Origin of the sequence: Acinetobacter sp. A47, assembly GCF_000805455.1 — a bacterium.
Classification (GTDB): domain Bacteria; phylum Pseudomonadota; class Gammaproteobacteria; order Pseudomonadales; family Moraxellaceae; genus Acinetobacter.
Genome location: NZ_JSUS01000012.1, coordinates 165,604 through 189,237, shown reverse-complemented (window position 1 = coordinate 189,237; position 23,634 = coordinate 165,604). Strand labels below are relative to the sequence as shown.

Below are 23,634 nucleotides of genomic sequence, written 5' to 3'. Positions count from 1 at the left end.
GTTAACCGATCTGACATCTTCCTAATCAGTCCCCACTGTAAATGACGCTGCTCTACGTGCAATCACATATACCGGATGATAAGTCAGGCAAAATCCCTGCTCATCACGAAATTGTTGATAATCTGCATAAAACTGCTGCAAGGATTGCTTGGTCCAGCGATGTGACTTTGCTGTTGCAGTTACCCCAGTTGCTTTCAAATGCTGCAATACCGATTTGGGATGATCAAAATACACCTGCTGCAGTTCTTGCTCGATGAACAACACTTCAAAACCTTGTTGTTCAAGCTGCTGTTGCAAAACGTCGTGATCAATATAAGTTAATCCCTGTCCTGTCAGTTGTTTGATTTCAGTAAGATTATCTGGCCCAAAGGTAGAAAAACCGAAATATCCATGAGGGTTTAACGCCTGATGAATCCGTTGCAATAATGCAGGTAGATCCGTCATCCATTGCAAGGCAGAACTGGAAATGACGGCATCCAAACATTGCGGTAACACCAGTTGCTCAATATCACCGATCAACCAATTGATCTTGTCGTCGCTTGGAAAATACTGCTCCACATCTGCATATAAGTCATTTAAAAACAGCTGTTCAACCTGAAAATGGGACTGAAACAAATGAGTGAGATTGCCCGAACCGCAACCAATCTCGAGCACTGAACCCAAGCTGTGCGGATAATAGGCTTTCAGATAGTCAAACAATTGCGCACTAATCTGTTTCTGTACCACCGCATGCTCGACATAGCTGTGCCCTGCTTTGGCAAAACGTTGCGCAACCAGTGCTTTATTGATGCTCACAGACACTCCACCAATTGCTCCAATTCGTTTTTTTGTACCAAAGAGGTTAAAGAAATGCGTAGGCGTGAACTATTCTGTGGCACTGTTGGTGGGCGTACCGGCATGGCATACAAGCCCTGTTGTTGTACATGGCGCGCTTTTTCAATCGCAGCTTGGCTTTCCCCCACAATAACCGGAATGATATGACTGCTGGAAGGACTGGAGAATCCTTTTGCGATCACCGCCTGTTGTAAATACTTGCTCATCTCAGCCAAGTGCTGACGCTGCTGTTGCATACTCAATACTTTATTAAATATGAAATCTGACCACGCCATCGAGATTGGTGGTAACGCCGTACTAAAAATCAGTGGGCGCATTTTATTGATCAGATAGTCACGGATAATCGAATCACAAATGATATAACCACCGACTGAAGCAATCGCTTTGCCAAAAGTCCCTACCAGAAAATCAATCTGATCCATTACCCCATATTGTTCGGCACAGCCCAGACCGTGTTCACCCCGCACGCCAATCGCATGTGCTTCATCGACATACAACATGGTTTTGACAAAACGCTGTTTTAACTGCGCCAAAGCGGCTAAATCCGTCTCGTCGCCATCCATACTAAAAATACTTTCGGTCACTACAATAATGCGTTCAACTTGCTCATCTTGATGATACTTTTGCAATAACTGTTCCAGATGCTGCAAATCATTATGTCGATAACGTACATATTGAGCAGTCGATAGACGAATGCCATCAATCATACTGGCATGCACCAGTTTATCAGCCAGAATCATGGTCTTGCTATCACACAAGGCTGGCAAGATACCGATATTCATGTGGTAGCCACTGTTGAATAATAAGGCAGCACGACCAAAAGCTTTGCTTAGGCTATTTTCAAATTGTTCATATTCAGCAAAATTACCTGTGAGTAAGCGTGACGAAGATGAACTAAAGAGCGCCCGTTCGATGTTTAAAGTATCAAGAAATTCTTCTCTTAAATGTAAATCAGCGGCAAGGCCCAAATAGTCATTGGAGGCCAGATTCAACATGGTTCGATCCTGGATGGTGATCCATTTCCCCTGCTGCCGATTTGAGGTGAATTGACGGAAATTACCCTGTTGTTTGAGCTGGTCAAGCTGCCCGGCATAATGATCAAGCAAGGACATCCGCACTCACTCCCGGCATTTCTTTGACGACTTCAATCAGGTGCGTTAACAAGTAATTTAACTCATCATCCGTAATCACATACGGCGGCATGACATAGACCAGTTTCCCAAATGGCCGCACCCAGATACCACGCTCCACAAACTGTTGCTGTAGAGTTTTCATATCTACATTGCGGGTCAGTTCAACCACGCCAATCGCCCCTAAAACCCGTACATCCGCAACGTGGTCAAGCTGTGCCAAACCTGTTAATTGTTCAGCCAGAATCTTTTCAATCCGTTGAATATTGGCTTGCCAGTCCTGTTCCAGCAATAATTGAGTACTTCTTAAAGCAACTGCGCAGGCCAAGGGATTCGCCATAAAGGTTGGGCCATGCATAAATACGCCTGCTTCCCCTCGACTAATGGTTTCAGCCACCTGTTTGGTGGTTAAGGTTGCAGACAAAGTCATATATCCGCCTGTTAAGCCCTTACCCATACACATGATATCGGGTTCAACCTGTGCATGTTCCCAAGCAAACATTTTACCTGTGCGGCCAAAGCCGGTGGCAATCTCATCAAAGATCAACAGCACGTTGTACTGTTCACACAATGCTTTGGCCTGACGCAAATATTCAGGATGATAAAAACGCATGCCGCCTGCACCTTGTACAACTGGCTCGATAATCAGGGCTGCAATACTGTGATGATGCTGTTCAAACTGTTGCCTGAGTTGCTGAATATCCTCAGGATTCCATTCTCCGTCAAAGCGACTTTGTGGCGCAGGTACGAAAATGCGATTGGGTAAACTGGTACCAAAAATCTGATGCATGCCAGTCACCGGATCACACACCGACATCGCATTCCAGGTATCGCCATGATAGCCAGAACGGGTAGTAATAAAATTGGTTTTCTCGGGTTGGTTTAATGCAGTCCAATATTGCACGGCCATTTTTAAGGCCACTTCTACAGCAACAGAACCTGAATCGGCATAGAAAATCTTGTCCAGGCCCGGTGGCGTAATTTTTAATAAGAGTTTGCCCAATTCAATTGCCGGTGCGTGCGTCAGACCGCCAAACATGATATGTGCCATGTTCTGTAATTGATCTGCAACCGCCTGGTTCAGTTCGGGATGGTTATACCCGTGAATCGCACACCACCATGACGACATGCCATCCACCAGAGTCCGACCATCTTCCAGTTCGATGGTTGCACCATAGGCACGTTTCACTTTAAAAGTTGGCAGTGGATTTAACATCGAAGTATAGGGATGCCATATATGTTCTAAATCAAATAAATCGGTCATCCTTTACCTCATTTGCTGCTGTTTCAAAATTTACCATTTGCCTGATCACACTTTTCGATACTCGGAAATGTCATCTGCAACCTGAGCAAGCCAAAGCGATTAAAGCTTTGGCATAGCGCAAGACAAACGATGTGCATAGTTCACACGTAAGCAAAGCTTACGCCTTGCGGTACTGCAAAGATTCTTAATCTTTGCTATTCGTACCTCAGGTTTTGCCTACTTTTTCCGAAAGAAAAGTAGGTCGCCGAAGGCATATCCTGAAAATGGATGAGTACTCGGCACGATTCCGTTAGATCTATAAAATAGGTTTTATCTTAAACTTGTCAAAATCTAAAATATATTGCGAGAACTTTCAATTCAAGCAAGATTAAACTGTCTACTGAATAAAATCTTCAATTATTTGCACAGTCTGCTCCACCATAAAGCATGGAAAACCGTGTGAAGCCCCTTTAATAGAAACAACAGATAGATTTTTTGCAGCTAAATGATCAATATTTTGCACAACTTGGTAAGGAACTAAAGCATCATGCTCTGCAAACACATGCAACTGCTTGCCTTGACAATTTTTATACATCTCAACCAGATTTAATTGCTCCAGCAACTGTAATCCCTGCCGAAGCAAGGCAACTGGTTGTGGACGAATCAATTTTTGCATCGCCACAAAATCATTTTTTGCTGAACTTGCCCCCTGACAGACCAACCAGCCAAACCGCTTTAAGGTGCTAATCGCATCCTGCTCAAATGACTGCTTAAACTGCATAAAGGTTTCAACAGGCATGGCTGTGGTCCAATCTGCTTGTGCCACAAAACATGGATTTGACGCTAAAGTGATTAAAACCTTCTGCTCAGCATATTTTTTCCGGATTTGATCGACCAGTAAGGTCGCCAGTTGTCCGCCAAGCGACCATCCAACAATCACATCAAACTTCACTGCAAGTTCGACCTGCTGTTGCAAGATGTCATCATCCAGCGCATTAAAGATATTGATCCGCTCGACGCTATGTCCTTTTTGTTGTAAAGCCTCATGCAAGGGTTTTAATAATTCGGCACCACCGCCCCAGCCAGTAATCAGTAAAATCTTATAGGTCACGTGCTTGCTCAATTCCAAAAACTTCAAGGCAGTATACCCCGATTAACCCTCCTCATTATTTTCCAAATCTACCAAAAGCTGTGCGGGAATTCCTTGCTCCCATAGTTGCTTGAACTGTCGATGAACTTGATCAATCTCAAAGCAACTGTTTCTGGCGACCTGTCGTGCATGCGCAAGATCTTTAGCACGCATATAGGCAAGTAAATAATGGTCTCCATTCAGTTCAAGTTGAAACCAGGATTCAACGGTTACCCCTTCGGCTTGCAGTGTTTGAATCGCTTCGGCTTTACGTTGTTGAATTTCACGCTGCCAGGCTTCGACTTTTGCCTGCGAATTTGCTTTTAATTTAATGAGAACCGCACCAACATCCATTGATTTACCTTTTTTCAAGTCATTAGAATTCTTGCATAAGTCATTTTTTGAGCTATATTAAATTCTCAATGAAAGTTCCCTTCCCTTTTTAAAGGATGAGCGTAGTTACGCGCAAGAGGGAGAGGATTTATATGCAGAGTCTCCCTCATCTCCCAAAGGAGAAATGACCTTCAACATTCATTATTGATCATTTGTCTACTTTTGAAAGCGCCCTATTATTCGTTTTAAATATATAAAGCACAGCAAAACCCGGTAAAGAATTTTCTAACACACTCAATTGCTAAATTTGCTAAAGTAAACATCATTACACTTTGAGATCAACATGATGAATACGATAAAGTCCAAAGTTCTCGTTTTATGTAGTTCACTTTTTTTACTCAGCGCACCCACATTTAGTAATGCTCAAGGCAACTTATTTTCAAAGCAGGATACTGCACAAAAAGAATGGGTTGGGCAGTCTGCACCAGATTTCAAACTGCAAGATCAGAGTGGCAAATGGCATACATTAAGCCAGTATAAAGGTAAATGGGTGGTGCTGTATTTTTATCCTAAAGACAATACGGCGGGCTGTACCCAGGAAGCCAATCAATTTAAATTACTCTATCCTCAATTTAGCAAATCCAATGCTGTGGTGCTGGGTGTCAGTCTGGACGATGTGGCTTCACATCAAAAATTTTCAGAAAAACTCGGCCTGCCCTTCCCGATTCTGGCAGATGAACAAGGCGAACTGGCCACCAGGTTTGGCATTGTCCGAAACCTGGGTATTACTAAAATTGCCAAACGCGAGAGTTTTTTGATTAATCCTCAAGGTGCCGTGATGTATCACTACACCAGCGTAAATACGCAAACTCATGCCGATCAGGTCTTGAAAGATCTCAAAACTTTGCAAAGTAAATAAATTTAAGCTTTTGAATTTATTGATCCTTCCCGACTGTAGCTTGAGGAACCGCTATCTAAGCTCACTGTTTCTTCCCCACAAAAAAAGAGAACTTCAAATGAAGTTCTCTTTTATACATTTTCACGCTTTACGTGATCTATCAAATTTGTGATTGAATATAGTTTTGCAGACCAATCAATTCAATTAAACGTAACTGCTTTTCCAACCAGTAAGTATGATCTTCTTCTGTGTCCGAAAGTTGCTGACGCAACATGTCACGGCTAATAAAGTCGCCTTTTTCTTCACAGAGCTTGATACCTGCTGCAAGTTTTTCACGCACATGATATTCAAGCGCCAGATCTGCCTTTAGACAGCTTACAACATCAGTACCTACATTGATGTCTTCACGATGCATATTCGGTTGAGCGCCAAGGAACAAAACTCGACGAATGATCGCATCGGCATGAGAGGCTTCTTCCTGCATTTCATGGTCAATACGCTCATAGATCTTGTTCAGACCCCAATCTTCGTACATTCTTGAATGAATTAAATATTGATCACGAGCAGCCAACTCACCGCCAATGAGCATATTTAAATAGTCGATGACTTCTGGATTGCCACGCATAATATTTACTCCTATCGAATGCCAGTATTATGGTTAAATTAAAAAGGAAATGCAAAAACAAAAGTGTGTAAGTTTATGATTTTTATAAAATTAAAATGAGAAACATACGCATTTACAGTTTCCTTTGACCAAATTTATCCAAATAAAATAAGCCTTTGCATATCATTTCGCTTTCTAAAAAGTGATAATTCCATTGAAAATCATTTGTTTGATTTTTTGTAACCATTGGCAATGCTTCTTATTCCGCCGATGTTTTAAGCAAAAAATCATAAAAAAATGACTGCTCAGCTGTTGTTTGTTTAAACGAAATTCGGTAAATAACAGCAATCACAAAAACATAATGTGGAAACCACAATGGATAAAAGCAAACCAATTTTGGTAACGGGTGCGACGGGTTATATTGCAGGCTGGATCATTGAGCGTCTGCTCGGCCAGGGCTATACGGTACATGCAACTGTGCGTGACCCATCCAAGAAAAACAAGATCCAGCATCTATATGATCTGGCAGAGAAATCATCTGGAAACATCCAGTTTTTCAAGGCCGATTTGCTTGAAGCCAGTTCATTTGATGAAGCAATGAAAGATTGTGAAATCGTGATTCATACCGCCTCTCCATTTGTGGTCACCAATTATAAAGATGCTGTCAGGGACTTGATTGAACCTGCGGTGAAAGGTACAGAAAATGTATTGGACAGCGTGAACCGTACCCAATCGGTCAAACGTGTGGTATTGACCTCGAGCATTGCCTCAACCTATGGCGATGCGGTGGAAATACAGCATACCCCCAACAATGAATTTGATGAATATCACTGGAATACAACCAGTAGCGAAACCCATCAGCCGTATCCCTATTCAAAAGTCCTGGCAGAGCGCAAGGCTTGGGACATGGTCAAACAGCAAAAACGCTGGGATCTGGTTTGTGTCAATCCTGCGCTGGTCATGGGCCCATCTCTTACCGATGCCAGCCAGTCGGGCAGTATCGAGATTTTGCAACAATTTGGTAACGGCACCACCCTGTTTGGCGTACCCCCGATGTGGAATGGCATTGTCGATGTTCGTGATGTAGCTGATGCACACGTGGCAGCAGCCTTGAATCCACAGGCACATGGTCGCTATATCATCTGTGGCGGAACCCTGAGCCTGCTGGATATGGGTAAGGCATTAACCAAACGTTTTGGCTATAAATTTCCATTTCCGCATTTTACCGTACCGAAAACGGCCTTTGCTTTTGTGGCACCGATCCTTGGCCATTCACGTGAATTTGTACGCTTAAATATGGGCTATCCGATCTATTTTAATGCTCAACGTAGCATCAAAGAACTCGGCATTGAATATCGCGATGTGCGTGAAAGTGTCTGTGAACATTTCCAGCAATTGCTGGATGATGGCATTGTAAAAAAATATATTTAATACAACAACGTGTAGGCATTCGACTCAAGTTATAAAGTTGGATACCCGGAAACGTCATCCACAACCTGAGCAAGCCAAAGCAACTAAAGCTTTGGCGAAGCGCAAGGCAACAATCTACGTAGTCTATACGCAAGCATAGCTTTCGCCTTGCAGTGCGGCAAAGATAATAAATCTTTGCTATTCGCACCTCAGGTTTTGTGGTGAGCTGCGGTTATAGCAGCGCAAGATGCTTCGCTCTTACGAAGCTTCAAACGCTTCTCAGAGCAAAACCAAAGTAAGTCCAGCTGAAAGCTTATCCTGAGATTGGGTGCAAACTCGGCAAGACTCTGCCAAGATAATTATATCCCAGTCTCAGGATTTAATTGAATAGTCCCATTCAACTCACATCCATTGAATGTGCTTTTCTTGGTAGATTAAGTCTCGTATTGCGCCAAAAATTCTAAGAACTCTTGCTCATTCAATACTCGAATGTCTAACTTCTGCGCTTTATCCAGCTTACTACCCGCTTTCTCACCCGCCACCACGCATTTGGTTTTACTGGAAACACTACCACTGACACGTGCTCCCAAAGCCTGAAGCTTTTGTGTCGCTTCATCACGCCCCATACTTTCCAGAGTACCGGTCACCACCCAGCTCTCGCCATTCAGGGGCTGCCGTGTCGGTGCAGTCGGTGCATCCCAATGAATGCCTGCTGCCAACAAGCGATCCAGTACCTCAACGTTGTGTGGTGCCTGAAAAAAGTCAGCAATCCATTCAGCGGTAATATCCCCCACATCGGGCGTTTTCTTGAGTGCTTCAATATCCGCCGATTTCAATGCGTCAAAGGTCTGGAAGGTATTGGCCAGCATACGCGCTGTGGTTTCACCCACCCCACGGATTCCCAAGGCATAAATAAAACGGGCCAGTGTGGTTTTTTTACTGGCTTCAATCGCATCGATCAGATTTTGAACCGACTTTTCTCCCATTTTTTCGATGGTCAATAAGGTCGCGCGATGCTCGTGCAAATGGTAAATATCTGCAACATCCTTGAGCAGCTCAAGGTGCAGTAATGACTCAACCCAACGATCCCCCAGGCCTTCAATATCCATCGCCTTGCGTGATACAAAGTGACGAATCGCCTCGATACGTTGTGCAGCACAGTATAAACCGCCGGAGCAACGTGCCAGTGCCTCGCCCTCAGGCATGACCACAGGAGAGTCACAGACCGGACAGTTTTCTGGAAGATGAACAGTTTCTGCCTCGACTGGCCGGAACTCTGTCCAGACTTTCTCGACTTTGGGAATGACATCACCGGTACGGTAGACACTGACGGTATCGCCAACGCGCACATCTAAACGGTGGATTTCACCAATATTGTGCAAGGTCACATTGGATACCGTTACCCCGCCTACAAAAACAGGGGCTAAACGTGCGACAGGCGTCAAGGTACCAGTACGCCCAACCTGCCAGTCGATATTTTCAACTTTGGTCAGGGCAGCCTGTGCCGGAAATTTATAGGCTGTGGCCCAACGAGGTTCACGACTCAAAAATCCCAATTGTTGTTGCTGTTTAAGGCTATCGACCTTAATCACCATCCCATCAATTTCAACATTCAGGTCAGGACGCTCTTGTTGTATCTGTTCATAGCGTTGTTGAACTTCTTCAATTGAAGCGCACAGGAATTGACGTTCTGCAATTTCAAAACCGAATCTGGTTAGCCAGTGCAAGCTGTCATGCATGGTTTCAAGCCCATGATTGGGTACACACTGCGCAATCCCGTAAGCGTAAAACGCCAGTGGGCGTGAGGCTGCAATATTCGGATCGAGCTGTCGCAGGCTACCTGCTGCAGCATTACGCGGATTGGCAAAGGTCTTGTCCCCTTTGGCTTCCTGATCGGCGTTGAGCTTTTCAAAGCCCTGCTTCGGCATTAATACTTCACCACGAACCTCAAGAAACTGTGGAATGGCCTGATGCTGGCCAGATAATACTTTTGGCAAGTTGCGAATGGTTTTGACATTCTGGGTAATGTCTTCACCCGTCTCGCCATCACCACGGGTGACACCACGAACCAGTACACCATGTTCATACCATAACGAAATCGCCAGACCATCCAGTTTCAGCTCGACTTCATACTGGACTTTCTGGTTTGGTAAACGCTCATCAATACGGCGCGCAAAGGCAAACAGGTCTTCCTGATTAAACACATTACCCAATGACAGCATCGGCACTGCATGAGTGACACTTTCAAATTTTGATAAGGCTTGTCCACCGACTTTATTGGTTGGGGTATCGGCCTGAATACAGTCCGGGTATTGTTGTTCGAGTGCTTTCAGTTGATGAAATAAATGGTCATATTCACTGTCTGAAATGGAAGGCTGATCCATCACATAGTAAGCATGATTATGTTTTGCAATCAGCTGAATCAACTGACGCATTTGCTCAATAACCGAGTTGTGTTCCATTTAAATTTCACCATATAAAAGGGCGGAAAAACCGCCCTATAATTTTTACTAAATTTAGTATATCGAACCTGAGTTAGACATGAAATATGATACTCAGAAATGTCATCTGCAACCTGAGCAAGCCAAAGCATTTAAAGCCTTGGTGTAGTGCAAGACAAACGAAGTGCGTAGTTTATTGGTTAAGCAGGGCTTGCTTTTATCTTGCATTGAACTTCTAGCAAGTAGTGCAACAAAAATAGTTTGCCCTTGCCGAGCTTTCGCTCCTCATACCGAAATAAAAGTAAGTCGAACCTGAACAAACCAGAGTGTTTAAAGCTTTGATTGAGTGCAAGACCTAGTGGTTCAACCTAAAATAGGATAAGAACCTAACATGACTCTGTTAAGTTCTTTATTTTAAAATCTAAAAATATATTAATCAGTTTATGAAGAAACAACCAATTAGACTGCCGCCTGATTTGGACGATAATCAATCACGTGATGACGCCAATGTTCCTTTAACTGCGGGGTAAATTCCAGATTATTTTCATCATAAACCTTACCATCGACTTCACGCGCAATTAAACCGGCAATACTGGTCATCATGTCATAACCGGTAACGGCTTTGCTATTTGGTAAAGCCAGGAAGAATGCCAGACCCTGTACCTGTTCACCAGATAACGTTTCCAGATCAAAACCAGCCGGGCCATTATCGGTTATGCGCAGTACCGAGAACATCAAGGCACTTGGTTCTTCTGTATTCTCGTAACGGTGGAAGCATGACATTTCACCAAAACGCAGCCCGTATTTCAGCAATACCTTGAGTGCCTTATCACCAGATAATGCACGGCGAGGGTTTGGGTAAACATGCAGCGCAATAATCTGCTCTGCGGTGGCTAAAGCACTCTCGTCATCGTAGCGCTGCTGCTCATGTAAATGCACATCCAGAATATTACTTTCACCATCGAATTCCTCGATTGCCACTGTTTCGATATTTGGATTCAGGCTTAGCTCTGTTTCAGTCTTGGCTTCTTCAGGTTTCGGTACCGTTTCGGTCTGTTCCGCGGCAACTTCCGGCTCAGCAACTGGTGCCTGTTCATCTTGAAGCACTTCAGTGGCCACGGCAGGCTCGACTGCTTCTGTACTTGCGCCTTCTGCTGTAACTGTGGTTGCTGCTTTTTCTTCTTCGGTATTTACCGTCTCCACCGTTTTTGCTACCGGTGTTTCAGCTTCAACCGTCCCGGTATTCAGGTTTGGCTCAATACGTTCGGTTGTCGTAACAACCTCACTCGGTAAAACTTGATCCCGTACATGACGGGGAATCACAGGCTGCTGACTTTCAGGGTTAATATATAACTCTGTTTCCAGTGAAGGCTCAACCGGTTTCGGTTTTCTTAACACCATCATTAAACCAACGAGCATAATCACAACGGCAATAACAATGCCTATTATTGTATTCATTTCCATACTATGACTCCGCAACTAACCCGTATTCTTTTGCCTGCTCTAAATCGACAGTCACTAATTTTGATGTGCCTGGCTCTGGCATGGTCACTCCCAGTAAGTCAGTTGCCATTGTCATCGCCAATTTATTATGTGTAATGTAAATGAATTGCACCTGTTCAGAAAGCTCTTTTACCAAATTACAATATCGCTGCACGTTGGCATCATCCAGAGGCGCATCGACTTCATCCAGCACACAGAATGGCGCCGGATTTAACCTGAAAATCGCAAATACCAGTGCCAATGCCGTTAATGTTTTTTCACCACCTGAAAGCAAAGCCAGTGAGCTGTTGCGTTTACCCGGTGGACGCGCCATCAGTTTTACGCCAGATTGCCAGTCATCTTCAAGGCTCAAACTGGCCTCTCCGCCATTAAACACTTTCGGAAACAGCAACTGCATTTCCTGATTGACCTGATCAAAAGTACTCATAAAGAGCTTTCTGGTTTCCTGATCAATGCTTTTCATGGCATCTTTCAACTGATCAACCGTATTTTGCAAGTCCTGCATCTGATGATTCAATTCATCAAAACGCTGCGATACTTCTTCATATTCCTGCGAGGCAGCCAGGTTTACCGCACCAATTTTTTCAAATTGCTGCTGGGCCTTTTCCAGTTTCTGCTGATGCGCTTTAATCTCAATCGACAGATCAGACAACGCCTCTGCATTTAATTCTTTCAGCTGTTCCAGATAATGTTCCCGGTCCGATTTGGCTGCCTGCCAGGCCAGACGCTTTTGCTCTAACTGTTCACGCACCTGCTCATCTTTTTGCTGTAGCTGGTGACGCTGCTCAGTCAGTTGCTGTTGGCGCTCCTGTACCTGATTGAGTTCAAGCTGCCATTCATTCCAGGTTTTTTGCAGCTTTTCCGTTTGCTGGAATTGCTGCTGGAATTGTGACTCCAAATTTGGCAGTTCCAGCTGAATCGGATCAACAAACTTCTTGGCCTGCTCGATTTGTTCAATGATCTGCCCATATTGCGTTTTCAGGAAAGAAATATCTTTTTCCAGTAACTCGATCTGCTGACTGGCCTGAGCAGTCTGGCGACGCAACCCTTCACGTTGCTGCTGTTGCTGTTGCAGCTGTTGCTGTTGCTCATCCAGTTGCTCACTCAGGTTTTCAACCTGAAACTGCAAGGTTTTATAGTTCGGCAACACGGCTTCCAGCTTGATTGCAAGTGCATGCAGGTCAATCTCCAGATCATCACGTTGCATGGCATCTTCTTCAAGCTGCTGGTCAAGTTGCTGTAGCTGGTCTGCCAGTTGCTGCTGCTGCAAGACAAAGGCCTGTGCAGTACTTTGCAATTTGGCAATTTGAACATCAAGCTGTTGCAGCTGTTTCTGTTTTTGTTTCAGGCTGTGCTGCTGTTGCTGTACCTGCTGTTGTTGCTCTTGCAAATGCTGTTGCTGCTGAGAAAATAGCTGTTCCAATTCCAGTAACTTTGGCTGTTTCTGTGCCAGCTGCTGTTCAATTTCTTCTAAACGGACCTGATGGCTGAGCATACCTTGTGCGCTTTGGCTATCTTCATCGTAATGCAGACCAATCACCCAATCTGCGCCAACATGATAACCATCCAGCGTCAAGATCGACTGCATCGGGTCAAGATCTGCCTGATATTCCAGTGCCGTTGCCAAACTGTCTGCAACCGCGACATTGCTCCAGAGAGAGGATTGCGGGCTTTCGATCCAGTCTGATAGATATTTTAAATCTCCCCTGCCCCCTCTTTGAAAAAGAGGGGAACTCCTCCCTTTATCAAAGGAATGAGGAACGGTTGTAGTTCCGCAAGAGGGATTCTTTAACTGACGCGCCACACCTTCCTGAAATGGCTGTTCGCTCTCCAGTAACTGCGCCTGCAACCACTTGGCCAAAAACTTTTCAATGATACTGGCATGGCTTTTACCTTGCGCCGTTAAACGCAAGCTTTGCATCAGGCGGACTGCATTTTGATCATGCTTCGGACTTTGCTTGGCAACCAGCTGATTCAGGTTTTTTTGTTCAGCCAGTAAAACCTGTATTTCGGTTTTAAGTGTCTGCACATCGGCCTTATCTAGCTGTTGCTGGTCTTGCTGTGCCTGAATATCATGCTGTAATTGCTCAATCGCCGCCTCCAGCTCGCTAATCTCTTGCTGCAGTTGCTGCTGCATCTGTTCCAGTTGAGCCTGTTCTTCATCTTGAACCTGGGCACGAATCTGGGAGGTTTGGGTTTGCAAGGTCTGCTTTTGCTGTTCAATCCGTAGCACATTCTTGGCCAGTTGCTCAATTTGCGCCGCCATCTGCAACTTTTGTTGCTGCTGTCTGTCAACCTGAGCCTTGAGCTGTTCAAACTGCTGCAATGCCTGCTTGTGCTGGGCCTGGACATCCCCAAAATTTTGCTCGGCGGTCTGGGTTTGCTGCTCCAGGGCCAGCAAGCTTTCATTTTGCTCTTCAAACTGGGCGGTTAACGTTTCGACCTGTAACTCAGACAACTGTAACCGTTCTTTGGTTTGTAATTTCTGTTGTTCCAGCTGGACCAGACTGCTGCTATTTTGCTGGAAAAGGCTCTGCTTTTGTTCCAGTGTCATTTTTAGCTCAGCCAGCTTTTTCTCGGCCTGTTGCCACTCTTGTTGTAACGGTGAAGATTGCTGAATTAAACGCTGGAATAAGGCACTCGTCGCTTCAAGATCATGTTCAATGGTACTTGACTCAGATCGAACCAGCTTGAATTGCTCCCCCAGTGCCGTCATTTCAACTGTATATTCTTGTTGTAATTTCTGGCTTTGACTGGCCTGAAACGAAAGAATCTCGATTTTGAGGGTACGGATCTGGCCTTCGAGCGTTTTATACTGAATGGCTGCTTCTGACTGACGCTTTAAGCTTCTCAGCTGGGATTTCAGCTCAGCGGCAATATCCTCCAGACGGGCCAGATTCTGCTCTGTATGTTCCAGATGCTGCAAGGTCTCACGACGACGTGCCTGATAGCGGGAAACACCCGCAGCTTCCTCAATAAACACCCGCATTTCTTCGGGCTTGGCATCTACCAGACGGTTAATCATGCCCTGCTCAATCACAGCATAAGAACGCGGCCCTAACCCCGTTCCTAAAAAGATATCGGTAATATCGCGACGGCGGCAACGGGTACCATTCAGGAAATACTCGGATTTACCGTCACGCGTGACTTGGCGACGAACGGCAAGCTCACTATAGGCATTATAGGCCCCACCCAACTTGCCATAGGTATTGTCAAAACGCAGCTCGACACTGGCAACCCCTACCGGCTTACGTTTGGCGGTACCGGTAAAAATAACATCCTGCATGCTGCCACCACGCAACTGGCGTGCGTTGGACTCGCCCATGACCCAGCGAATCGCATCAATGACATTGGATTTACCACAACCGTTCGGCCCCACAACCGCAGTACGGTTTGCCTTAAAATGTAATGTTGTACTATCGGCGAAAGATTTAAAGCCTGAAAGTTTTAAACTACTTAAACGCATACTGCCCTAACTAGCGGCGTGAGCGTCTAGCCCAGGCCAATTCAATCTGTTTCATACGTGTTAGAGATTCCAACACAAGGTTACGCAAGTGTCGACAAAAATCTTCCATAAATAAAGCAGCTTGTTGTGATTTTCGGATCAAAATAGCATCAATCACCAGTTTAAACAGGGTAAAAGACTCCTGTAGCTCTCGCCGCGAGGTATTCAACGTTAAAAAATAGCTACGGCGTAATGAGGGTAACAGTTCCTTGTAAAACTGCATCAGGTAAGGATTGGCCACCATATCGTGCTGCTCAGCCAGATATTTAAAGATGGCATCATAAAACTTTTCAATATCGCCAGCGCGAACAAACTCGACCAACTGATCCAGTAAGGCCTGCAAATGTTCTGCTTCATTGACCCGCCAGGTTTCACTGATACGCTGGACAATATGCCCAAGCACCATGACATTGGTATCAAACAACGCCTTGACCTGTTGTGCCGACATTTCTGACACAATCGCACCACGACGTGGAAAAATCTCAATTAGATAGGTCCGTTCCAGTAATAGCAATGCTTCACGCACAGAGCCACGGCTGACATCCAGTTCTTTCGCAATGCGCAGCTCCTGAATACGCTCGCCTTCAACCAGCTCACCACTAATAATTTGTTCACTAATATACTTTGCAATCTGTTCAGAAAGACTATCCGCCTCTTCGAGATTCATGAGCGCCTCGCTATCTTTTGTTATACGCATCGTCCAATGCTATTTACGCTTTTTTGTTTTAACTGATCTCACCCTATAAATTCTATATCATTGTCTGACAATTTTATTGCTTTTTAAGCCAATCATGTCCTAAAAGCCGCTGCCGTCCCTGCGCATCAGCAAAAAACCTGTTTTTCCCATCTCAATATCAAAGAGTTAGTTTTTATTTTCAATTCACCCTTCGTCCGATGTCAGGTTATGCATCGCAGTCACATCACACAAATATTTTTATGCTTAACTCAATGCCGTCTTAATCACACTCACCTGATCAGACAATAGATGCACAAGTTCATAGTCTTCTTCATTCATCTATCACCCCGTGCCTATCTTGGGCATTATCTCAATCCCTTGTAAATAAAATAACAGCCTACAACGACCAGTAAGCCCGCAAAGCATTTTTTCAGCATGGCTGGCGATAAGCGATGGGCAACTTTGGCACCAAATTTCGCGGTAATAAAACTCATGACACTAATGCCCAGAAAGGCATAAATATGGACGTAGCCAATGGTATTGGGGACCTCAACCTGCTCTTTGGCACCAAACCACATAAAACCGAGTGCACCCGCCACTGCAATCGGTAACCCGCAGGCAGCCGAGGTTGCCACAGCTTTTTGCATCACTACGCCATGCCGGTTCAGGTAAGGAACGGTCAAACTGCCCCCACCAATCCCAAAAATCGCGGAAGCCACCCCAATTCCTCCTCCCGCGGCCACCTGTAAGGGTGCAGACGGCAAATGCCGGTCAGGATCGATCACGGTATTGGCTCCCCGGAACATTTTATAAGCCATCCAGACCGCAAATACCCCGATCACCAGTTGCAGGTGTTGTCCTGACATCAAATCGGCAATACCTGCACCTAGAAAGGAACCCAGCACCAGCCCGGGCGCCAGATTACGGAACACCGGCCAGAGTACCGCACCTTTTTTATGATGTGCAGTAACCGAACTGATGGAGGTCACGATAATGGTGGCCAGTGATGTCCCTACCGCAATATGCATGATGACATTCGGGTCATAATTCATTTGAGTAAAGACAATATATAAAATCGGCACAATAATTAAGCCACCACCGACCCCAAACAGGCCCGCAGCAAATCCGGCAATTGCACCAATCAGCAAATATATGATTAACTCCATAAACACATGACCACGCTACTTGTAAAAATGATGGATGATTTCGCAACCCGCCAGCTTCAGCAATTATTGAAGGCAAAAAACCAGTTCCCCGAAGTGGTTTTACTCAAAACCACCACCACGTCAACCAATGACGATATGCGTGAAATTGCAGAAAAAGGCATAACCACAGGACTGGTGTGTAGTGCACAACAGACGCAAGGCCGCGGCCAACATCAACGTCCCTGGTCTTCTCCTGAAGGAAACATTTATTTAAGCACACTGATCCAGACCAAGACAGCTCTGGACGGTCGTCTGGCATTGGAAATTGCGTTAAATATTCTACAGATGCCAAGCTTACACGGTCTTCCACTACAAGTTAAATGGCCCAACGATTTATATAGCCCGCAAGGTAAGTGGGGCGGCATTCTGGTCGAACCGGTTTCTCCACATCAGGCCATTATCGGGGTCGGCATTAATTTGACCCCCCCCCCTGTAGACAATGCAGACCAGCAAATTACCTCGTTGCAAATGCTCGGTCTGGACCCGATTGACCGGCTTGGCTTAATTGCCGAGCTCTACACCGCCATTCAACAGGCGGCACAATGGTTTGAACATGGTAGCTATAATCTGGCAGAACGTTTTAACCATCATGCCATCTGGCTCAACCAGCAAGTCGAATTTGAACATACCCAGGGCAAAGTGCAAGGGCTATTTCAGGGTATTTCCAATGAAGGTGCCGTGTTGATCAAGACAGATCAGATCCGGCAATACTATCAGGGCCGGTTACGACTTGCATCGATCTGAGGCAGTGAGGATTCTATGAAAAGTTTATGGCTGGATATCGGAAATACCCGTCTAAAATACTGGATTACGCAAAATGATCAGGTACTTGAACATGCAGCCGAATTGCATCTGCAATCACCTGCCGATCTGTTGCTGGGCTTAATCCAGCATTTTCGTCATCAGAAGCTGACTCAGGTAGGGATTTCTTCAGTTCTGGATTCAGAAAATAACCAGCGCATCCAGATGATTCTCGCTATTCTGGATATCCCGATCATTTTTGCCAAAGTGCATGCCGAGTATGCCGGCCTGAAATGTGGCTATGATGTACCCGGCCAGCTCGGGATTGACCGCTGGCTACAAGTACTGGCCATGGCAAAGCCCGATGAAAACTTTTGCGTGATTGGTTGCGGTACCGCCCTGACCATTGATCTGGTGCAAGGATTGCAGCATCTGGGCGGTTATATCCTGCCCAACTTATACCTGCAACGCGATTCCCTGATTCAAAATACCAAAGGCATTAAAATACCGGACTCAGCCTTTGATAATTTAAAACCCGGACATAATACGGTCGATGCGGTTCATCACGGTATTTTGCTTGGCCTGATCAGCACCATTGATCAAATCATGCAGCAATCACCAAAAAAGCTGATCTTGACTGGTGGCGATGCCAGATTATTTGCCAAGTTCCTCCACCATTATCACCCCCAGGTCGAGTCTGATTTGTTACTCAAAGGCCTAAGACACTACGTTCAGCTCAATTCGGCTTTAAGCAAAGCCTGAAGTGCCTGCAATAACTGCGGAAAAGTCTTAAAGCCCTCTTCTGCGCGAAAATGCCCAGCCTGCGCGACTTCGATCAGCTGGGCATTCAGTAAATTTGCAAATTTAAAGGTCAATGGCACCGGTATAACCGGGTCATTACTCGAAAAAAATACCAGACGTCGCTGGATATTTACCCGCACAAGCCCGCTTTCAAAATGTGACTGCCGGATAAAACCATCGAATTCCGGATGCTGTGCAACCGGATCATAAAAAGCAGCGATAAAAATACCGGCCTTGATGCTCATCTGCTTTAGCTTATTTGCCAGAAAGCGCGCCAGTGCAATACAGGACAAACCATGGGCCACTACAATGCTATGCTCATTCAGTTCTTTTAACTGTGTTTCCAGACAGGTTTGCCAAATCCCGGGTTCAGGGTGGCTGGCATCGGCAAGGAAAATCCGCTTGACCACAAGCTCGTCACTTTGCAGTTGCTGTTCCAGCCAGGCATACCAATGCTGATCAGGATCAGCATGTTCACAATGCAGAATAAATACGCTATTTTTTGAATTATGTGACATATTTAACACTATTTTTCAATAAAAAACATAAACTTATATGACTATCATCTTATTTTTAACGCTGTCTAATGTTGATGTTTTGTATTAATTTTAAACAACTAGCTCATCACCATTACAATAAAAAAAGGCGCATCAAGCGCCTTTTTAGATCGTCGGTAGAACTTACTTTTTCTGGTCGTTATTACCAAATAAAGGGCCCATACCACCGCCACCACCAAATTGTTTTTGCATATTGCCCAATGATTTAAGCATTTTGCTCATACCAGACGGATTGGCAAATTTCTTCATCATTTTCGCCATTTGTGCCTGTTGCTTGATCAGCTTGTTCACTTCGGCAACATCCATACCACAACCAGCAGCAATCCGTTTTTTACGACTTGGGTTAATCAGGTCAGGATTACGACGCTCTTTGATGGTCATCGACTGAATGATGGCTTCCATACGCTTGACTTGCTTTTCAGGATTGGCTTTTTCAATGGCATCCTGAATACCGGCACTGCTCATGCCCGGCAACTTGTCCAGAAAGCCCATCATGCCGCCCATTTTGCTCATTTGCTCAAACTGCATCAGCATGTCTTCAAAGTTGAAGCTACCGCCTTTTTGCAGTTTTTTCGCCATTTTCTCGGCTTTTTCTTTGTCGATTTTGCGTTCAACTTCTTCGACCAGAGAAAGGACGTCCCCCATCCCCAGAATACGTTGTGCAACACGATCCGGATGGAAAGGCTCAAGCGCATCCAGTTTTTCACCAATCCCCAAGAACTTGATTGGCTTACCGGTAATGGCACGAACCGAAAGCGCCGCACCGCCGCGTGCATCACCATCAGTTTTGGTCAGAATCACACCGGTCAAGGCCAAGGCATCATTAAATGCCTTGGCGGTATTGGCAGCATCCTGACCGGTCATTGCATCAACAACGAATAAAGTCTCGGTTGGTTTTACCGCCGCATGTAATGCCTTGATCTCGTCCATCATGTCTTCATCGACATGTAAACGGCCTGCGGTATCGACAATCAGCACATCAGCAAACTGGATTTTGGCCTGTTCAATGGCACGATTGACAATATCAATCGGCTTTTCCGACGCTTCAGATGGAATGAATCCGACACCCACGTCATTAGAAACCGTTTCTAACTGCTTGATCGCAGCCGGACGGTATACGTCGGCAGAAACGGTCATGACTTTTTTCTTCTGGCGTTCTTTTAAGAAACGTGCCAGTTTTGCAGCAGTCGTGGTTTTACCTGCACCCTGCAAACCGGCAAGCAGCACAACTACTGGTGGTTTTGCACTTAAATCCAGTGTTTCATTAGCCTCACCCATCATCTTGGTGAGTTCATCATAGACAATCTTTACAAATGCCTGACCAGGAGAAAGCTGAGTCATCACTTCCTGACCGAGCGCTTCTTCCTTAACCTTCGCAATAAATTCACGCGTTACAGGTAACGCCACATCGGCTTCAAGAAGTGCCATACGTACTTCACGTAAGGTATCTTTAATATTGTCTTCGGTCAGCTGCCCTGAGCCAGTAACATTTCTTAAACTCTGTGTGAGTCGTTCTGTTAAGGTATCAAACATTGCGAAATCCGCTTAAAATGGCTAGTTGCAAAAAAATCTTTCTTAAAATAGAAAATTTATGCATAAGATGCTATAGGATACTGTAGTTCGAAGCGAATTTATATCTTATATGGTGAATATTATTCATCCTCCTGAAAAAGGTTTGACATGATCAGTCTCCCCTTGGTTTACACAATTTTGGCACTTATCGCCTATACCAGTTCATTCTGGTATTTGTTTATTCGTTTAATGTCAAAACGTACTCCAAATCTTTGGTGTTATGGCCTGATGGTCGGTTTAGGTCTCGTGCTACATGCAACTGTCCTTTCCCGGGACATGCTGACATCTATTGGGGTGAATTATGATGTATTCAACCTGATGTCCTTTACTTCCGGCCTGATGCTGGCACTCAGCCTGATCCTGAGCCTGTTTCGCCCGATCCTGCCGCTCAACCTGATTGGCACCCCGGTAGCCGCTTTCGGTTTAATTGTCGGTTTCGCTTTTAGCCAGCCTGATCAGGTCATTGAACAGCATAGCTTTGGCCTCGACCTGCATATCATCTTGTCCCTGTCTGCATATGCCGTACTGCTGATGGCAACTATCCATGCCGTCCTCCTCTGGTTTCAGGACCGGGAACTGAAAAAGAAACAGAAACGTCGTATCTGGGTGAATCTGTTACCTCCTTTTCAGGTCATGGAATCGGTATTATTTGACCTGATTATTACCGGTTTTGGCTTGCTGACTGCGGCGTTAGTGTTCGGCTTCTTTACCATTGATAACTTTTTTGCCCAACATCTGGCACATAAAACTGCATTTAGTATCATTTCCTGGTTCTTGTACGGCGCATTATTGATCGGGCATTACAAGTTTGGCTGGCGTGGACGCAAGGCCATACGCTTTACCGTCACAGGTTTTGTGCTGCTGGCGATTGGTTTTATGGGCAGTAAATTCGTTTTAGAAATGATATTGGGCCGTTAAGTTTTGCTGTCTTAATAAAAACTAGACAGCCTATCTGAAAATGCGTATAACGCTGTTTTCGCTTGATCAGGTAAAAATCGTGAAACTTGTACTCGCCCCAATGGAAGGTCTGACAGATCCAATCATGCGTGATGTGCTCACCCATGTGGGCAGTTTTGACTGGTGCGTGACCGAGTTTATCCGGATTACCGATAGCATTCAGCCAGATCATATCTACTACAGCTTTTGCCCTGAACTTAAAAATGGCGGCAAAACTGCGGCTGGCACACCGGTGCATGTTCAATTCCTGGGTAACAACCCGGAGATGCTGGCTGCCAATGCTGCCAAAGTGGTTGAACTGGGTGCGCCTGCCATTGACCTGAATTTCGGTTGTCCGGCCAAAACCGTAAACCGTCACCGGGGTGGTTCTGTATTACTGGACGAACCGGAAACCGTGCATCTGCTGGTCAAAGCCGTGCGTGATGCCGTACCGGCACATATCCCGGTTTCAGCCAAAATGCGTTTGGGCTATCTCGATGAAAATCATACCTTAGACAATGCCCATGCCATTGAAGATGCAGGCGCCAGCTGGCTCACCGTGCATGCCCGCACCAAGGCAGACGGATATACCCCACCCGCCTATTGGGAAAAAATTCAACCGATTACCGAAGCCTTAAAAATCAATGTCATTGCCAATGGTGAAATCTGGAACAATGCCCATGCAAAAGCCTGCCTGGAACAGTCTCATTGCCAGGATCTGATGATTGGTCGTGGTGCAGTAACAACTCCGGATTTGACCTTATGCATCCGTCAAAACACCGATCATGCTTTGCTGTCCTGGCAAGCGCTGGTCGAGCTTCAGCAACGTTTCTTAAGCGGTCAATACAAGACCGAGGTTGGTATGGTTGGACGTTATAAGCAGTGGTTAGGCATGATGACCAAGGCTTATCCTGAAGCCCAGCAGCTCTGGACACAGGTGAAAAAGCTTAAGCAGCTCGAAGATATCTTACAGCACCTAAAACAGAGTTAAGGCTGTTGCTAAAAAAAACAGGGACTCATTATCAAACAAAAAAAGCGGCCTTCGCCGCTTTGGAAAACCCAAAATCAGTTTGAACTTACATTCCGCTGACTTTCATCTGTAGATTGGTAATGGAAGCACCTGTCATGCCAATATTGCCAATAGAAGCATTGGGCAGGTTATTAAAGACCCCTGCCTGCTGGGCCGCATTGGAGCCTAACAGCACATTATTCAGCTGCAAATCAAATTTGTCTGTTGTCCCGGCATTGCCAAAAACAATCCCCCCCTTATCTGTACCTGCTGCGCCATAAACACCTGCATAAAAGCCTTTTAACCCAAACGGGCTGCCATTATGCCCTGTCAGTTTAAAGTTGAAACTCGCGCCTACAGCTGTCGTTGCGGCATTACCCGGTGTCGTATAATCCGACACCAGCATAATATTACAACCGTTACCGGTACCACAGATGGACTCAATTGCACCATCAAACATAATCATATGTCCTTGTGGTGCAGCGCCAAGCTGAATATTCATGGACGGTTTGTTGGCAGCAAAAACAATATCGATTCCTCCTACCCGTAACAGCTCTTTGACATCACTTTTTAATAAAGTCCCTGCCGTAAAGATAGAGTTACGTGTGTAGCTCCCCGCATTCAGACTGGAAAGCGAGCTGGAACCCGCGGTATAAATAGAAAAAGGGCTGATTCGCAGACCTGTTACATTATTATCAAAAGCCAAACCAATATTTGCAAAAGCACTTTTACCCGAGGCATTGCCCTTGTCTGTATCGATACTGGCTTTAAATCCCAAGGTGGTTTCAGTACTGCCATTTAAACCGGTCACTTTAACAGGAGCTGCAACAGCCTGCCCTGCCACACCGGCAATCACCAGTCCTGCACGCCCCGTATAACCGCCTGTTGGCAGACCATCATTATCAATGATTGCCATTTGGTTAAACTGGACATTGGACTGCACACCAATCGTCAAACCATCTTGTCCGGTCGTTGCTGACAGGCTTTGATCATCCATTGGTTGCATTGCCATGGTCAATGGACTGAACAATAGAAATGTCACACACACGAGTTTTTTGTTTTTATTCATTGTCCTCATCCATAGACAAATGTTTAAAATATATACTA

Annotated in this window: 20 protein-coding genes; 6 read left to right on the top strand and 14 right to left on the bottom strand. The window is 45.3% G+C overall.

The window, feature by feature from the left end; all coding sequences use genetic code 11:
- Nucleotides 1–21: 21 nt before the first annotated feature.
- From bioC to OC23_RS04710, 5 genes are all read right to left on the bottom strand, one after another.
- Nucleotides 22–795, bottom strand: a complete 774-nt coding sequence (bioC, locus tag OC23_RS04730; protein WP_038343156.1) for a malonyl-ACP O-methyltransferase BioC — start codon at nucleotides 793–795, stop codon at nucleotides 22–24.
- Nucleotides 792–1,946 (bottom strand): 8-amino-7-oxononanoate synthase, encoded by a 1,155-nt coding sequence (locus OC23_RS04725; RefSeq protein WP_038343155.1) that lies wholly within the window; start codon nucleotides 1,944–1,946, stop codon nucleotides 792–794. Before OC23_RS04725 ends, bioC begins: the two co-directional genes overlap by 4 nt.
- The gene (gene bioA / locus OC23_RS04720; protein WP_038343154.1) at nucleotides 1,933–3,228 is read right to left on the bottom strand and encodes an adenosylmethionine--8-amino-7-oxononanoate transaminase; all 1,296 of its coding nucleotides are present in this window, start codon (nucleotides 3,226–3,228) and stop codon (nucleotides 1,933–1,935) included. The genes OC23_RS04725 and bioA overlap by 14 nt, the downstream gene beginning before the upstream one ends.
- Before the next feature lie 376 nt (nucleotides 3,229–3,604).
- Nucleotides 3,605–4,318 carry an alpha/beta fold hydrolase gene (locus OC23_RS04715; protein ID WP_038343247.1) on the bottom strand — a complete coding sequence of 238 codons (714 nt, stop codon included), beginning with the start codon at nucleotides 4,316–4,318 and terminating at the stop codon, nucleotides 3,605–3,607.
- 42 nt (nucleotides 4,319–4,360) lie between these two features.
- Nucleotides 4,361–4,690 carry a DUF6176 family protein gene (locus OC23_RS04710; protein ID WP_038343152.1) on the bottom strand — a complete coding sequence of 110 codons (330 nt, stop codon included), beginning with the start codon at nucleotides 4,688–4,690 and terminating at the stop codon, nucleotides 4,361–4,363.
- 322 nt (nucleotides 4,691–5,012) lie between these two features.
- Here OC23_RS04710 and OC23_RS04705 point away from each other — a divergent pair, with 322 nt between their 5' ends.
- Complete coding sequence (locus tag OC23_RS04705; protein WP_038343151.1) at nucleotides 5,013–5,588, top strand: peroxiredoxin; 576 nt, start codon at nucleotides 5,013–5,015, stop codon at nucleotides 5,586–5,588.
- Between the two features lie 139 nt (nucleotides 5,589–5,727).
- Here OC23_RS04705 and ftn read toward each other — a convergent pair whose 3' ends face one another.
- A complete protein-coding gene (gene ftn / locus OC23_RS04700; RefSeq protein ID WP_038343150.1) occupies nucleotides 5,728–6,192 on the bottom strand; it encodes a heteropolymeric bacterioferritin subunit Ftn in 465 nt (154 codons plus the stop codon).
- A gap of 354 nt (nucleotides 6,193–6,546) precedes the next feature.
- Between ftn and OC23_RS04695 the strand changes: the two genes are divergently transcribed.
- A complete protein-coding gene (locus tag OC23_RS04695; protein WP_038343149.1) occupies nucleotides 6,547–7,602 on the top strand; it encodes an SDR family oxidoreductase in 1,056 nt (351 codons plus the stop codon).
- Nucleotides 7,603–8,015: 413 nt separating this feature from the next.
- Here the strand turns inward: OC23_RS04695 and ligA are convergent, their stop codons facing one another.
- The 5 genes from ligA to OC23_RS04670 form a co-directional block, all read right to left on the bottom strand.
- Complete coding sequence (gene ligA, locus OC23_RS04690) at nucleotides 8,016–10,043, bottom strand: NAD-dependent DNA ligase LigA (protein WP_038343147.1); 2,028 nt, start codon at nucleotides 10,041–10,043, stop codon at nucleotides 8,016–8,018.
- A gap of 438 nt (nucleotides 10,044–10,481) precedes the next feature.
- Nucleotides 10,482–11,486 carry a cell division protein ZipA C-terminal FtsZ-binding domain-containing protein gene (locus OC23_RS04685; RefSeq protein WP_038343146.1) on the bottom strand — a complete coding sequence of 335 codons (1,005 nt, stop codon included), beginning with the start codon at nucleotides 11,484–11,486 and terminating at the stop codon, nucleotides 10,482–10,484.
- 1 nt (nucleotide 11,487) lies between these two features.
- Complete coding sequence (gene smc, locus OC23_RS04680; protein WP_038343144.1) at nucleotides 11,488–14,991, bottom strand: chromosome segregation protein SMC; 3,504 nt, start codon at nucleotides 14,989–14,991, stop codon at nucleotides 11,488–11,490.
- 10 nt (nucleotides 14,992–15,001) lie between these two features.
- Nucleotides 15,002–15,697, bottom strand: coding sequence for a GntR family transcriptional regulator (locus OC23_RS04675; RefSeq protein ID WP_038343142.1), 696 nt, complete (start codon nucleotides 15,695–15,697; stop codon nucleotides 15,002–15,004).
- 374 nt (nucleotides 15,698–16,071) lie between these two features.
- On the bottom strand, nucleotides 16,072–16,872 hold the full coding sequence (locus tag OC23_RS04670; RefSeq protein WP_038343140.1) for a sulfite exporter TauE/SafE family protein: 801 nt from the start codon (nucleotides 16,870–16,872) through the stop codon (nucleotides 16,072–16,074).
- A 6-nt stretch (nucleotides 16,873–16,878) separates the two neighbouring features.
- Here OC23_RS04670 and OC23_RS04665 point away from each other — a divergent pair, with 6 nt between their 5' ends.
- Entirely contained in the window at nucleotides 16,879–17,655 is a 777-nt protein-coding gene (locus OC23_RS04665; RefSeq protein WP_038343138.1) for a biotin--[acetyl-CoA-carboxylase] ligase, read from the top strand.
- 15 nt (nucleotides 17,656–17,670) lie between these two features.
- Nucleotides 17,671–18,414 (top strand): pantothenate kinase, encoded by a 744-nt coding sequence (locus OC23_RS04660; RefSeq protein ID WP_038343137.1) that lies wholly within the window; start codon nucleotides 17,671–17,673, stop codon nucleotides 18,412–18,414.
- Here the strand turns inward: OC23_RS04660 and OC23_RS04655 are convergent.
- Together OC23_RS04655 and ffh are read right to left on the bottom strand one after the other, a co-directional pair.
- Nucleotides 18,384–18,971, bottom strand: a complete 588-nt coding sequence (locus OC23_RS04655) for an RBBP9/YdeN family alpha/beta hydrolase (protein ID WP_038343135.1) — start codon at nucleotides 18,969–18,971, stop codon at nucleotides 18,384–18,386. The two genes, OC23_RS04660 and OC23_RS04655, sit on opposite strands and share 31 nt — an antisense overlap.
- A gap of 162 nt (nucleotides 18,972–19,133) precedes the next feature.
- Nucleotides 19,134–20,543: a signal recognition particle protein gene (gene ffh, locus OC23_RS04650; RefSeq protein WP_038343133.1), complete on the bottom strand. Its 1,410-nt coding sequence runs from the start codon at nucleotides 20,541–20,543 to the stop codon at nucleotides 19,134–19,136.
- Nucleotides 20,544–20,690: 147 nt separating this feature from the next.
- Here ffh and OC23_RS04645 point away from each other — a divergent pair, with 147 nt between their 5' ends.
- The gene (locus OC23_RS04645) at nucleotides 20,691–21,500 is read left to right on the top strand and encodes an inner membrane protein YpjD (protein ID WP_038343131.1); all 810 of its coding nucleotides are present in this window, start codon (nucleotides 20,691–20,693) and stop codon (nucleotides 21,498–21,500) included.
- Nucleotides 21,501–21,579: 79 nt separating this feature from the next.
- On the top strand, nucleotides 21,580–22,509 hold the full coding sequence (locus OC23_RS04640) for a tRNA dihydrouridine synthase (protein WP_038343246.1): 930 nt from the start codon (nucleotides 21,580–21,582) through the stop codon (nucleotides 22,507–22,509).
- An 85-nt stretch (nucleotides 22,510–22,594) separates the two neighbouring features.
- On the opposite strand, the gene OC23_RS04635 is transcribed toward OC23_RS04640, so the two are convergent.
- Entirely contained in the window at nucleotides 22,595–23,596 is a 1,002-nt protein-coding gene (locus OC23_RS04635; protein WP_038343130.1) for a DUF6160 family protein, read from the bottom strand.
- Nucleotides 23,597–23,634 lie beyond the last annotated feature (38 nt).

What these genes read in the sequence shown, in the direction of transcription:
- ftn (WP_038343150.1), bottom strand. Translation starts at nt 6,192, where the DNA reads ATGCGTGGCAATCCAGAAGTCATCGACTATTTAAATATGCTCATTGGC.
- bioA (WP_038343154.1), bottom strand. Translation starts at nt 3,228, where the DNA reads ATGACCGATTTATTTGATTTAGAACATATATGGCATCCCTATACTTCG.
- OC23_RS04655 (WP_038343135.1), bottom strand. Translation starts at nt 18,971, where the DNA reads ATGTCACATAATTCAAAAAATAGCGTATTTATTCTGCATTGTGAACAT.
- OC23_RS04670 (WP_038343140.1), bottom strand. Translation starts at nt 16,872, where the DNA reads ATGGAGTTAATCATATATTTGCTGATTGGTGCAATTGCCGGATTTGCT.
- smc (WP_038343144.1), bottom strand. Translation starts at nt 14,991, where the DNA reads ATGCGTTTAAGTAGTTTAAAACTTTCAGGCTTTAAATCTTTCGCCGAT.
- ligA (WP_038343147.1), bottom strand. Translation starts at nt 10,043, where the DNA reads ATGGAACACAACTCGGTTATTGAGCAAATGCGTCAGTTGATTCAGCTG.
- OC23_RS04660 (WP_038343137.1), top strand. Translation starts at nt 17,671, where the DNA reads ATGAAAAGTTTATGGCTGGATATCGGAAATACCCGTCTAAAATACTGG.
- OC23_RS04710 (WP_038343152.1), bottom strand. Translation starts at nt 4,690, where the DNA reads ATGGATGTTGGTGCGGTTCTCATTAAATTAAAAGCAAATTCGCAGGCA.
- OC23_RS04635 (WP_038343130.1), bottom strand. Translation starts at nt 23,596, where the DNA reads ATGAATAAAAACAAAAAACTCGTGTGTGTGACATTTCTATTGTTCAGT.
- OC23_RS04685 (WP_038343146.1), bottom strand. Translation starts at nt 11,486, where the DNA reads ATGGAAATGAATACAATAATAGGCATTGTTATTGCCGTTGTGATTATG.
- OC23_RS04645 (WP_038343131.1), top strand. Translation starts at nt 20,691, where the DNA reads ATGATCAGTCTCCCCTTGGTTTACACAATTTTGGCACTTATCGCCTAT.
- ffh (WP_038343133.1), bottom strand. Translation starts at nt 20,543, where the DNA reads ATGTTTGATACCTTAACAGAACGACTCACACAGAGTTTAAGAAATGTT.
- OC23_RS04695 (WP_038343149.1), top strand. Translation starts at nt 6,547, where the DNA reads ATGGATAAAAGCAAACCAATTTTGGTAACGGGTGCGACGGGTTATATT.
- OC23_RS04725 (WP_038343155.1), bottom strand. Translation starts at nt 1,946, where the DNA reads ATGTCCTTGCTTGATCATTATGCCGGGCAGCTTGACCAGCTCAAACAA.
- OC23_RS04665 (WP_038343138.1), top strand. Translation starts at nt 16,879, where the DNA reads ATGACCACGCTACTTGTAAAAATGATGGATGATTTCGCAACCCGCCAG.
- OC23_RS04705 (WP_038343151.1), top strand. Translation starts at nt 5,013, where the DNA reads ATGATGAATACGATAAAGTCCAAAGTTCTCGTTTTATGTAGTTCACTT.
- OC23_RS04675 (WP_038343142.1), bottom strand. Translation starts at nt 15,697, where the DNA reads ATGAATCTCGAAGAGGCGGATAGTCTTTCTGAACAGATTGCAAAGTAT.